Genomic DNA, 13360 nt, shown 5'->3' on the forward strand with positions numbered 1-13360 from the left:
TCCTCTTTCTATTTTAACTAAAATCATAACAAATAATTAAATTGTAAGCGCATATGATTATTTGTTGAAAATATACTATTTATTGATAGATTTAGGAATTTTAAAATTGAAAATAAAATCAATAAATATTGGATTATATTTTGAAATAATACTAAAAATAAGAAAATAATATTATGTAAAGTATGATGTTAAAAGGGTGACAATGTAGGATTTTAAGTAGATATATTTTTAAGTAAAATTAGGTAATAATAACATACTATTTTAAAGGAGTGATATACGTGTCAAATGAATATGAAGAGTATCTTATGGATAATAATCTACATATAAACTGGTATCCAGGTCATATGAAGAAAACCAAAGAATTAGTAAAAAATAACTTAAAACTAATTGATGTAGTGGTTGAACTTTTAGATGCTAGAATACCATTTAGTAGCAAAAATCCAGATATAGATATGCTTGTAGGAGATAAGCCTAGGGTAGTTGTATTAAATAAAAGTGATATGGCAGATAGAGATAAGTTAAATCAATGGATTGAGTACTACAAAAAGAATAACATAAAAGCTATACCAGTAGATACATTAAAAGGTGTAGGTGTAAATAAGATAGTAGAAGAATGTAAGAATGTAACTAGAGAAAAAATGAGTTCTTTAAAAGATAAAGGAAGAAAAGAAAGAGCTATAAGAATAATGATAGTTGGTGTACCAAATGTAGGAAAATCATCTCTTATAAACAAATTAACAGGTAGAAAAAGTACTCAAACGGGAGATAAGCCAGGAGTAACTAAAGGTAAGCAATGGGTTAGGTTAAAGGGAAATCTTGAACTTTTAGATACACCTGGAATACTTTGGCCAAAGTTTGAAGACCAAGAAGTTGCTTTAAACTTAGCATTTAGTAGAGCTATAAAAGATGAGATTTTAGACGTTGAGACCTTAGCTTTAAGACTTATAGAAAAACTTATGATAATAGAGCCAGAAAAGTTGAAAGCTAGATATAAATTAGATTCTTTAGGAGAAACTCCAATTGAAACAATGGATATGATTGGTCATAAAAGAGGATTCATAACAGGTGGGAAAGAACTTGATTATACACGCATAGCTGTAACTGTCTTAAATGAATTTAGAGATGGAAAGATAGGCAATATAACACTAGAAGTACCAGAGAGTGTTAAAAGATAGATTTTAAAGCTGGGTTAAAAAATTAATATTATAAGTAAAAAAAAACCTTTTTTTAAAAGGTTTTTTTTCTTTTCTGAAATATAGACAAAAATTGTCACATGAAAGTATAAATTAGATTATAAAACTTTCAAAAATATTAATTTAAGACAAATATACCTAATTTTTTGAAAATTAAAATCAGTATGATAATTTGCAATTTTGGCATATTGACGTGCTTGTTTCATATAATATATAATAAGCACAAATAAATACAATATATTAAAAATTTATTTAATTTTATTAATTTAATAATAGATTCTTATTGTTTTAGTTAATTTATTTATGCAAACGTGAACAATTGAGAAATTTTGTTAATTTAATAAGGTTAAAAAGGGGGATTTTATAATGGGTAAGACCAAAGATGTAATAGTATTTGGATTTGCGTTATTCGCAATGTTCTTTGGAGCAGGTAACTTAATATTTCCGCCATACTTGGGAATAATTACAGGTCCAGAATGGTTAATTGCCTTCTTAGGATTTACATTTGCCGATGCTGGTTTGGCACTTCTAGCAGTAATGGCTACAGCTAAATTCGATGGAAACGTAATAGAAATGTTTAAAAGATGTGGTATGAAATTGGGGATTCTTATAGGTTGTGTAGATATTTTATGTATAGGACCATTCTTAGCTATACCAAGAACAGGTGCAACAACTTATGAGATGGGTATGATGCCTTTATTTGGAAGCTCAATTCCAGTGTTATTATTCTGTATAGTTTATTTTGCGATATCATATGTATTAACAATAAGACCATCTAAGGTCGTAGATATAGTTGGACAGTTTTTAACTCCAGCTCTTCTAATAGCTTTAGCATTTATAATTATAAAAGGTGTTATATCTCCTCTTGGAGAGGTAATAGATAAACCTATGATACCTAATGTATTTGCAGAAGGTATTGGTCAAGGTTACCAGACAATGGATGCATTTGCAGCAATAGCGCTTGCATCAGTACTGATAGTATCTCTAAATGAAAAAGGATATACTAGTATTAGTGAAAAGTTAAAGATGATTGGTAAAGCAGGTGTTCTTGCTTGTGGAGGATTGGCACTAGTTTATGGTGGATTATGTTTCCTTGGTGCAACTGTATCAACAATGTATGGAACAGATGCAGTACAATCACAAGTAATAGTAAATATAACACAAGGATTGCTTGGAAATGTTGGGAAAGCGATTTTAGCAGTAGTAGTATCTCTAGCATGTTTAACTACATCTATAGGTCTTACATCTGCAACAGGGCAATATTTTTCTAGACTTACAAAAGGTAAGTTAAGTTACGAAAAAATAGTATTAGCCGTATCTGTATTCAGTGCAGTAGTAGCATCTTTTGGTGTTGGAACTATAATAAAGATAGCATCTCCTATACTAAGTATAGTTTATCCACCATCAATTGTTTTAATAATATTAGCTTTCTTTAATGAAAAAATTAAGAATGATAATGTATACAAAGGAGCAGTATATATGTCATTGCTTGTAAGTATATTAACAGTTATATCTAGTTATGGAGTAAGCGTTCCAGTAGTAAATTCTTTACCCCTTCATTCATTAGGATTTAACTGGGTAGTTCCAGTTATAATAGCTGGAATAATTGGTAATTTTATACCATCAAAAAGTCAATCTAATACACTTGGTACAAATTAAAACTTATTTAATTGAAATATAAGCATTTGAAAATAAAAGAGTTATCTATAATAAATGAAACTATTTATATAGATAACTCTTTTATTTTTGAGTATATACTAATTATTTGCATTTAATATAGTAAAATTAGCTAGAAGTATTAAAAAAAAAATGTTTATTTTTTAACAATAATGATTATTTATAAAAGATATTCAGAGTAATATTACAAGTTCAGATATTTGTATTAGTTGACTTTTACAAAAATATTATATAAATAAAATTATGACAATAATAAAATAATAAAATAAAATTTAAGCATTTAAACATATAAATAACCTGTGTAAATTACTAAATTGTTTTTTAATTAGTTCATATTAAGATTATTTAGTAAATTCTAAAAAATAAGTAAACTAAGGTGAATACTAGCAACTGCAAAGTTTTAACAAGTTGGAACTTACAATATAGTTTCTATGAAGAAAAATAAATCAACAAATCATAATAAAAAATTTTCAGAAAAAATGATTTGGAAGCACTCTAGTAAGTAAAAAGTCTATAAGAGTAGAATTGGAATTCAGTAAAATTAATAGTGAATTTAGCAAAATAAATACAAAATACTACAAGAATTAACGTAAATAGAAGTTATGACAAAAGGAAAACGATTTTTTAAGTATCATAATTTTGAAAATTAAAAAAATTAAAAATCATATTGACTGCTTTTTTTTCAGATTATATAATAAACACAAAATATTTAAAATTTAAATTGAACTTAAAAAATTATACAAAACAAAAAGGAGAGTGATGTATACATTAATATTGTCTATAAAGCAATATAAATTGGAAATAATGCAAATAATTGAAAAAGTCGCACAATTAAGATGATTTAAAAGTTTTAATTTTGTCAAGAAAAATTAAATAAAAATAAAAAAAGCATATATGTTTAAAGTATACATGTTAATTTTATTTAATTAAGAAAGTTGTACTAAATATTGCGAAGATTTTATAAATTATGAAACATAATTGACAAGTTTAGGTCAAAAATGTATAATTAAATAAAATCTCGTCAAAAGGTTTTCATTTAAGAAGAGATTGGACTTATTTTTTGGTAAAATGTAATAAAACGTAGTAAAATTCAAATGGGGGTGCTTTAAATGGGTGAGAAACAAATCAAGTTTAAAGATGTAATTGTAATTGGATTTGCACTATTTGCAATGTTTTTTGGTGCTGGGAACTTAATATTCCCTCCATATCTAGGAGTTTTATCCGGAAGTAGTTGGCTAGTAGCTTTCATAGGATTCCTTTTCGCAGATGGTGGTTTGGCATTATTAGCAGTTATAGCAGCAACTAAGTTCAATGGAGACACATCAAAAATGTTTTCAAGAGCTGGTAAAGGATTAAGTGTTGTATTAGGATGTGCAATGGTAATCTGTATAGGGCCACTTTTGGCAATACCTAGAACAGCAGCAACAACTTATGAAATGGGTATATTACCTACAATAGGTTCAGGAATAAGCCCAGTAATATTCTCTATAGTATTCTTTGCTATAGTATTGATTTTAACAATAAGACCATCAAAAGTTGTAGATATAGTTGGATCAATTTTAACTCCAGCTTTACTTATAGCTTTAGCAGTATTAATAGTTAAAGGTATTGTATCTCCACTAGGAGACATAAGAGATACTTCTTTAATACAAAATGTATTTGCAGAAGGTATAACTCAAGGATATCAAACAATGGATGCATTGGCAGCTAGTGTATTTGCATCAATTATAATCATGTCAGTAATAGCTAAAGGTTATACAGGTGAAAAAGAAAAGATGAAAGCTACAGTAAGTGCAGGTGTTATAGCGGTAATAGGTATGGCACTAGTTTATGGTGGACTATGTTACCTTGGAGCAACTGTATCTAAGATATATGGACAAGATGTTCAACAAACAGCTTTAATAGTTTCAATAACAGCAGCATTACTTGGAAATACAGGTAAGATTCTATTGGCTATTATAGTTACATTAGCATGTTTAACAACAGCTATAGGTCTTTCTTCAGCAGCAGGTCAATATTTCTCAACACTTACAGATGGAAAATTAAAATATGAGCATATAGTTATAGTAGTTTGTGTATTTAGTGCAATCATATCAAACTTTGGAGTAAGTACAATAATAAAATTCTCTTCTCCTATATTAAGTATGGTATATCCAGCAACTATAACTCTAGTTATACTAGCATTATTTAGTAATCAAATTAAAAATGACAATGTATTTAAATGCGCTGCATATATGGCATTGTTAGTAAGTGTATTAACAGTTGCAACAAGCTTTGGTATAAATATACCTTTAGTTAATAGCTTACCACTAGCTTCATTAGGATTTAACTGGGTAGTTCCAGTTGTAATAGCAGGGATAATAGGAAACTTTATTCCATCTCAAAGCAGCAAAGCTGTACAATAATAAAGAATAATTAATACATATAGGAATTGCCTTAAAGTGATTAAAATCATTTAGGAGGCAATTCCTTTTTGATATGTAAAACTTTATATGTATTTATATGTAAATGGATATTAAATTAAGTAGATTAAAGATAGATTATTGTTAGGTTGAATTTTGTTATATATATTTACAAATAATATTTATGGGATGTAGCATATTTATATGGAAAATATAAAGAATTTATTAATAATTTCAATGGAAAATAATGGAATAATAAGGATAAAATTTATAAAAAAATAAAGTATATAAGAGTATAATTACACTTTTATATACTTTTTTATGTTATTTTTAAGTTTTTAATAGAAGATATTTAGAATATAAAAAGTTCATTTACTTAATTGAGAAAACTATAAAGCGTGTTATATTGAATATAAAATAGTATAATATATATTGTGTAAGATAATTAATATGAAAACATGCAAATATAGAAAAAAGTTTGTTTAGAATTACAACTAATAGGTGTATTAATGTAATACTAATTTATTGGAGGTCTAAAAATGAAGTACATAATAAAAAGAGATGGGACAAAAGAACTTTTTAGTAAAAGTAAGATTGAAGATGCTGTCTATAAGGCTAGTATAAATAGTGAAGGTGGAGTAGATAGAGATTTAGCATATGATATATCAAGAAAAATCGCTAATGATTATAATTCTATGGAAAAATGTTTATCTGTAGAAGAAATCCAAGATATAGTTGAAGTATTACTTATGGAATCAAATAGAAAAGATATAGCAAAACACTACATATTATATAGAGAAAGACGTTCAGAAATAAGACATAAGGCTTGGGAGTTTGATGAATTACAAAAATCAATATGGAAAAATAAGTATAGACACGATGGAGAAAGTTTTGATGAATGGATAAAGAGAATTTCAAATAATAGTCCAAGAATATCAAAGTTAATAAGACAAAAGAGATTTTTATTTGCAGGTAGAATTTTAGCAAATAGAGGTTTACATAAAGAAGGTAAAAAAGTAACTTATTCTAATTGTTATGTAATAGAGCCACCAAAAGACAGTATAGAAGATATTTTTGACACTGCAAAAAAACTTGCTAGAACTTTTAGTTATGGTGGAGGGGTTGGAATTGATATTTCAAAATTAAGACCCAAAGGTGCAAAAGTAAATAATGCTGCAAAATATACAACTGGAGCAGTGTCTTTTATGGAACTTTATAGCATGACGACAGGTTTGATTGGTCAAAGAGGTAGAAGGGGAGCTCTTATGATTTCTATGGATGTAAATCATCCGGAAATAGAGGAATTTATAGATATAAAAACTGATTTGGAGAAGGTTACTAAAGCAAATATTTCTGTAAGAGTAACAGATGAGTTTATGCAAGCTGTAAAGGAAAAAAAGTTGTATAATTGTACTTTTGAAGTTGAAACTACTGGAGAAAAAATAGTCAAAATAGTAAATGCATATGATTTGTTTAATAAGTTTGTTAAAAATAACTGGGATTATGCAGAACCAGGAATATTATTTTGGGACAAAATAAAAACATATAACCTTATGAGTGAAGATAAGTCTTTTTGTTTTTCAGGTGTAAATCCTTGTGCAGAAGAGCCACTTCCAAGTGGAGGAAGCTGTTTGCTTGGCTCAATAAACTTATCAGAGTTTGTAATACAACCATTTGGGGAACATGCTACCTTTGATATTAATAAGTTAAAATCTTGTGTTAGAGAAGCTGTGGTAGCTTTAAATGATGTATTAGATGAGGGATTAAATTTACATCCATTACAAGAACAAAGGGATAGTGTCTATAAATATAGACAAATAGGATTAGGTGTAATGGGTATTGCTGACATGCTTATAAAGATGGGGATAAGATATGGTTCTGATAAATCTTTAGAATTGTGTGATTTAATTGGTAAAACTATGCTTAACGAAGCTGTAAAACAATCAGCTTTGATTGCTAAAGAATATGGCACATTTAGTGAGTATAAATATGAAAATATTTCTAAATCTAGATTTTTTATAGAAAACCTAAACGATGATATTAAAGATATGGTTGAAAAGTATGGGCTTAGAAACTCACAACTTTTAACTATACCTCCTACAGGTTCTATATCTACAATGATAGGTATTAGTGGAGGAATAGAACCTATATTTAATCTTTCATATATAAGAAAAACTGAAAGTTTGCATGATGAAGATGTGTATTATAAAGTATATACTCCAATAGTTAAAGAATATATGGATAAAAAAGGCATTACAGATGAAGAATGTTTACCAGATTTTTTTGTTACTGCTATGAATATAGGATATGAAGAAAGAATAAATATGCAAAAAGTATGGCAAAAGTATATTGATGCTTCTATATCATCTACAATAAATATACCTTTTGAAACTACAATTGAAGATGTTTTCAACATATATGTTAAGGCATGGGAAGCTGGTCTTAAGGGAGTGACAATATTTAGAGATGGATGCAAAAGGAGTGGAATCTTAATAAATGAAAAAAAAGAAGATAATAAAAAAGAAAATAACAAAAAAGAAGATAATAAAAAAGAATCTCATAAAAATAATAAAGAAGAAAAAGATAATAAAGAAGAAAAAGATAATAAAGAAGAAAAAGCCAAAGAATTAAAAAGTAAAAATTTTGAAGAAGAAGAAAAGTTTGTATGCCCTGAGTGTGGTAGTGAAGGAATAGCACATACAGGTGGATGTAGTATATGTTTAAAATGTGGATATAGTGGATGCAATTAAATTCTAAGTTAGTGAGTTTTTAATATATTTAAGAGAAGAATATTTTTACAGGTGAAAGATGAGGGGATAGCATGCAGAACAAGAGTGTGAGGGAGATTAAAGAAATAATTGAGGCTTTAGAAGTTGAAAAGTATATGGAATATATAGAAATATTAAGAGTGGACGAAAGAAAATCTGTTCAAAGTTTGGCTATAAAACTTGCTAAGAAACTAGATAATATTAGAAAAGAAGCAGAAAGATTAGAAACTATAAATACGTTTGAAAATGAAGGATATAGTAAAGGATATTTATATATTGGAGGAATTGATGAAGCTGGAAGAGGACCACTTGCAGGTCCTGTTGTAGCTTCTGTTGTAGTGTTTAAGAAAAATACAAAAATAGAAGGCGTAAATGATTCTAAGAAACTAAGTGAAGCAAAAAGAGATGAGCTTTTTGAAGTAATAAAAAAAGAAGCATTAGATTATGGAATAGGGATAGTAAATAACGAAGAAATAGATGAATTTAACATATTAAATGCCACGTATATGGCAATGAAAAAAGCAATAAATTGTTTAAAACAAACACCAGATTACTTACTTGTTGATGCAGCGACAATACCAGGAATTGATATAGTTCAAAATCCAATTATAAAGGGAGATTCAAAATCTATATCAATAGCAGCAGCAAGTATATTAGCGAAAGTTACTAGAGATAGTATAATGTATCAATATGATAGAGTATATCCAGAATATGGATTTAAATCTCATAAGGGATATGGAACAAAAGAACACTATGAAGCTATTGAAAAACATGGGATAACTCCTATACATAGAAAAAGCTTCTTGAAAAATATACTATAAACATAATATGATATAATATATATTATATAAATTACTATAATTAATGGGGGATTAGATATGGATTATAATGAACTATTAAAAAATGCTAGAGAAAATTTAAATGGAAGTTGTAAAGTTTGTAAAGTTTGTAATGGAGTTGTCTGTGCAGGTGAAGTACCTGGTATGGGAGGTAAAGGAAGTGGTTCTTCTTTTATAGAAAATAGCAAGAGTTTAGAAAAAGTAAAAGTAAATATGAGAGTAATACATGATGTTTCAAATCCTGATACATCTATAGAAATGTTCGGAAAAAAAATGAGTGCTCCTATATTTGCAGCTCCAGTAACAGGAACTACTTTAAATATGGGTGGAAAAATAAATGAAAGAGATTACATAGAACCAGTAGTTGCAGGATGTGTCAATAGTGGTATCTATGCAATGGTTGGAGATACAGCAGTAGATGCATTTTTAATGGAAAATTTAGATGTAGTTAAAAAGTATAATGGTGCTGGAATTGTATTTATTAAACCTTGGGACAATGAAAATATTATAAAAAAAATAAGATTGGCTGAAGAAGCTGGAGCATTTGCAGTTGGAGTTGATATAGATGCTTGTGGTTTAGTAACTTTATCAATACATGGAAAACCAGTACTTCCTAAAAATGTTGACCAAATAAAAGAATTAGTTAAATCTACTAAATTACCATTTATATTAAAGGGAATAATGACTGTAGAAGATGCGTTAATGGCAGTTGAAGCAGGTGTAGATGCAATTGTTGTATCAAATCATGGAGGAAGAGTACTTGACTGTACTCCCGGAGCATGTGAAGTTTTACCAAAGATTGCTGAGTCTGTTAAAGGTAAAGTTACAATACTTGCAGATGGTGGAGTTAGAACAGGGTTGGATGTATTAAAAATGATAGGTCTAGGGGCAGATGCAGTATTAATAGGAAGACCTTTTGTAACAGCTTCATTTGGTGGAGCAACTGATGGTGTAGAAACTTATGTAAATAAACTTCAATCAGAATTAAGTGGTTCTATGATATTAACTGGATGTCAAACTATAAAAGATATTGATGGAAAAGTTATATACAAATAAATTTTTATACAAAAAAGAGGAAAAATTATTTTAATGTAGAACAATTATACAAAGGGGGAATTTATATGAGTAAAAAAGCTTATGAAGAAGCCTTAGTAGAATTGGAAAAATTTATTGATGAGAGAAAGCAAATAGTTAAAAGTGCGGAGGAATGTATCGATAAGTACATAGTTGACAGAACGCTACCTTTTGATTACAAAGATAAATGTGTGGAATGGCAACAAGAGTTACTTGACATTGCAGAAGCACAGATTTTAGAAGCAAATGAATTGAATGTATTATTGGAAGAAAAAAAGGAACTTGAGGAAGATTAGATTTTGTTGACCAAGTGTAAATCATATTACTGACTTACACTTGGTTTTTTGTTGTATAAAATATATTCTAATTAAGATGGCTTTATAAACACTAGATTAGGAACACTAGATTATGAAATCTAAAGTAAAATATGGTAATAAATATGATTAATCTAAAAAATAAAACCAGTCTTAAAGACTGGTTTAATTATTATTTTTCGGATTTAGAATATGTTTTTTCATTTCTTCTAATACGATTGTATAGGATTTACATTGAGCAGCAGCTAATTCCGACAAAGCAAATCTCTGAGCTTTATTTAAAAAGTCCTTATCTGTACTACATAATTGTTTTGAACAATCTTGTATCATAAGCATCTTAATTAATTTTACAATCTCAAAGATATCTCCTGAATGAAATTTATCATGGTATAATTTAAGCCGCTTCTTTCTATCAAAAATCCATATAGCATCTGTTTTGTTAATAGATTGGATAAAATTATCAATTTCATTTTCGTTCATAATTGGACGGACACCAATCTTGTCAGCATTCAGAACAGGAATAGAAATTTTAAGAGTACTATTGAAAATGACAGTTAATTCGTAGTATTTCTGCATATGTTTATTTATTTCCTTGGTTACAATATCACTTACATAACAGGCTCCCTCTTTTGGATACATCACACTTTCACCGATATTATACATATGTTAGTTATACCTCCAAACTGAATTTTAGATATTGCAATTTGGGTACAATGCTTTAATTATCTAATAATTAATATTATATCATAAAACTATTGACAAGTCAAAAATATTAATATATAATACTAAGTTTAGCATCAAAAGTGGTTAAAACCAACTATAAAACTAACTATAAAAATATAATATAAAATAATTTAACATCTTGAAATATTATGTTAGTATTGTATAAAATTATATACTAACTATATTTAGTAATCATTAGTTTTTTGCAAAATCTCTTAATTTAAAACTTCCAGCTGTTACAAATACTATTCCAATAAGTATTAGAACGATTACATTTATTAAAATGCTATCATTGCTTTTAATAGCGTTTATAGTCCAGTAAAAAGGTGTAAGCTTTGATAGATTAGCCATAAATGATAATTCATTCATTGATGGTATCAGACTAGATATAGATATAGCTAAACCTATTAAAGAATAAAATGTAGTTACAAGGCTTATAGAGTTTTCATTTTTGAATACTCTAGCTATACAAAATACAAATCCAGTGGAAACAAAACTATTTGCTAGTACAATCATTAATACATTTAGAGTTAATTTAAAATCTCCAACAAATGTAAGGCATCCAAGTATTAAAGTGTATACAATTGCTTGAATAAAAAATAAGCCTAAGAGTATGCTAAAAATTATTTTTATATCTTTATGTTTTGTAGAAATAAGCCTTCTTAAAACATTTGATTTTTTTAATGAAAATAAGTCAGAAGCAAGATGCGCTGCGTTAATATACATAAAATAACATATTAAGAAAACTGGTAAAAATAAATTTGTGTTTTTATCAGGTTTGTTGTCAACTATAGTTGTTTTAGTTAATTTTTCATCCAGATTTCTATCTATTTTTGATTTTAAAGAATTATTGATAAAAGATTCTATTTCTGATTCTGCCCAAAGACTACCACCACCATTTTCAGTTTTAAAACATTTAACAGCAGGTCTTTTTAAGTTATCTATATCAGTTGAAAAATTTTTGTCTAAAACAAATACTGCAGAAACTTTATTATTTTTTAGTAAGTTCATAGCTTTATCTTCTTCATTTAATCTAAATGTGTTTTCCTTTAACTTTGAATTATTTATCAATTTATGTTCATATTTTCCTGAAGAGTGAGATACAACTGCTACTGGAGAAAAGTACATAGATTGATTGTCTGATTTACTAGAAAAAAGGTTAAGAGAAACAACTAATATAATAGGAATCATAACCATACTAGCTAAAAGAGAAGGATTTTTTATATATCTTTTTATATTTGCAAGAATTAATCTAATCATTATTAAATCTCCCTCCATTTATATTTTTCTTTTACAATAGAGAATATAATCAATATTGTAGAGGCAACTAAGCATGTTACAATTAAATTACTTATTGAACTTAAAGTATTGAAGCTTTCATAGTCACTATATAGAGCTCCTATCAAATAAGTTGGAGATAAACTAGTAAACTTAGTAAAAGTTTCACTTATCATGTTAAAAATACCTCCAAAAATTGTCTGTAAGAAAAGTAACATATAAACTATGAATGTACCATATTTTTTACTAAAAAAACTAGTTACAAAAGTAGATATCGAAGTCATAAAATATGATGATAAAGCACATAGTAAGGTCAATATGGCAAGATTACCTTTAAATGTTATTCCTAGTATTCTAAAAAATAAAACATATAATAATAGAAATATAAATGAGTAAATCCATAAACCTACAAAGTCGTAAATTAAATACTGCACTCTAGTTATAGGCATAGAATAAAGTCTTTTTGAAAGCCCTTTTGATTCACTTATATAATTTGACAAAATATTATTCATTATGAAAATTATTACAAGGAATCCCAATGAAACTAAAGCAAAGTATTCATATGAGTTTTGTTCGATATCGCTTTTTATTATAGAAGTAGCAATAGAACTTTTATTAAACAACTTAGAAAAATCTTCTGAACTTAGTTTTTGAGAATTATTTAAATATAATTTTTCATGATAAGTATCTAATATGTTTTGAAGTAGTATTGCTAAGTCATCATTAGTTCCAAGTTTTTCTATATTTAAAGTATTTGATTTTTCATTTAGAATATTGTTTTCGTATCCCTTAGGTATTGTAAGTTTTAAATCTGCATCAGAATCATCTTTGTTTATTTTTAGTACAGAAGATAAATCATCTTTTAAAAAGTTTGTCAAATTACTTGATAACTTGGAACTATCTTTGTCATATACAACGATTGATATAGGTTCTGTTTTTATAGGATTTTGAAACATATCTCCTGTTACCATTCCAAGGAACCAAGCTAAAAGTAAAGGAAGAGCCAAGAAATATAGCAAACTAATCATGAAGGAACTTTTCAGACCTTTTAACATAGTTTTTACACTTATATATAATTTCATAAAATCACCC

General features: G+C 27.4%; 10 protein-coding genes. 7 read left to right on the plus strand and 3 right to left on the minus strand.

Features of this window, described 5'->3' with window-relative positions; all coding sequences use genetic code 11:
- Positions 1-278 precede the first annotated feature (278 nt).
- The 7 genes from ylqF to IC174_RS04180 all read left to right on the plus strand — a co-directional run bounded on the left by ylqF (position 279) and on the right by IC174_RS04180 (position 10249).
- A complete protein-coding gene (gene ylqF / locus IC174_RS04150; protein WP_227434168.1) occupies positions 279-1175 on the plus strand; it encodes a ribosome biogenesis GTPase YlqF in 897 nt (298 codons plus the stop codon).
- Between the two features lie 384 nt (positions 1176-1559).
- Entirely contained in the window at positions 1560-2852 is a 1293-nt protein-coding gene (gene brnQ, locus IC174_RS04155; protein WP_227482228.1) for a branched-chain amino acid transport system II carrier protein, read from the plus strand.
- A gap of 1127 nt (positions 2853-3979) precedes the next feature.
- Entirely contained in the window at positions 3980-5275 is a 1296-nt protein-coding gene (gene brnQ, locus IC174_RS04160) for a branched-chain amino acid transport system II carrier protein (protein WP_227482229.1), read from the plus strand.
- 536 nt (positions 5276-5811) lie between these two features.
- Positions 5812-8022: an adenosylcobalamin-dependent ribonucleoside-diphosphate reductase gene (locus tag IC174_RS04165; protein ID WP_227482230.1), complete on the plus strand. Its 2211-nt coding sequence runs from the start codon at positions 5812-5814 to the stop codon at positions 8020-8022.
- Positions 8023-8093: 71 nt separating this feature from the next.
- Complete coding sequence (locus IC174_RS04170; protein ID WP_227434172.1) at positions 8094-8861, plus strand: ribonuclease HII; 768 nt, start codon at positions 8094-8096, stop codon at positions 8859-8861.
- Positions 8862-8918: 57 nt separating this feature from the next.
- Positions 8919-9935, plus strand: coding sequence for an alpha-hydroxy-acid oxidizing protein (locus IC174_RS04175; RefSeq protein WP_227482231.1), 1017 nt, complete (start codon positions 8919-8921; stop codon positions 9933-9935).
- Positions 9936-10000: 65 nt separating this feature from the next.
- The gene (locus tag IC174_RS04180; protein ID WP_227434174.1) at positions 10001-10249 is read left to right on the plus strand and encodes a hypothetical protein; all 249 of its coding nucleotides are present in this window, start codon (positions 10001-10003) and stop codon (positions 10247-10249) included.
- A gap of 183 nt (positions 10250-10432) precedes the next feature.
- On the opposite strand, the gene IC174_RS04185 is transcribed toward IC174_RS04180, so the two are convergent.
- From IC174_RS04185 to IC174_RS04195, 3 genes are all read right to left on the minus strand, one after another.
- Positions 10433-10930, minus strand: coding sequence for a CarD family transcriptional regulator (locus IC174_RS04185; RefSeq protein ID WP_227434175.1), 498 nt, complete (start codon positions 10928-10930; stop codon positions 10433-10435).
- A gap of 255 nt (positions 10931-11185) precedes the next feature.
- Positions 11186-12250 (minus strand): ABC transporter permease, encoded by a 1065-nt coding sequence (locus tag IC174_RS04190; protein WP_227482232.1) that lies wholly within the window; start codon positions 12248-12250, stop codon positions 11186-11188.
- Positions 12251-12252: 2 nt separating this feature from the next.
- Positions 12253-13350, minus strand: a complete 1098-nt coding sequence (locus IC174_RS04195; RefSeq protein WP_227482233.1) for an ABC transporter permease — start codon at positions 13348-13350, stop codon at positions 12253-12255.
- Between the last annotated feature and the right edge of the window lie 10 nt (positions 13351-13360).

It is taken from the genome of Clostridioides sp. ES-S-0001-03 (genome assembly GCF_020676075.1).
Taxonomy (GTDB): domain Bacteria; phylum Bacillota; class Clostridia; order Peptostreptococcales; family Peptostreptococcaceae; genus Clostridioides.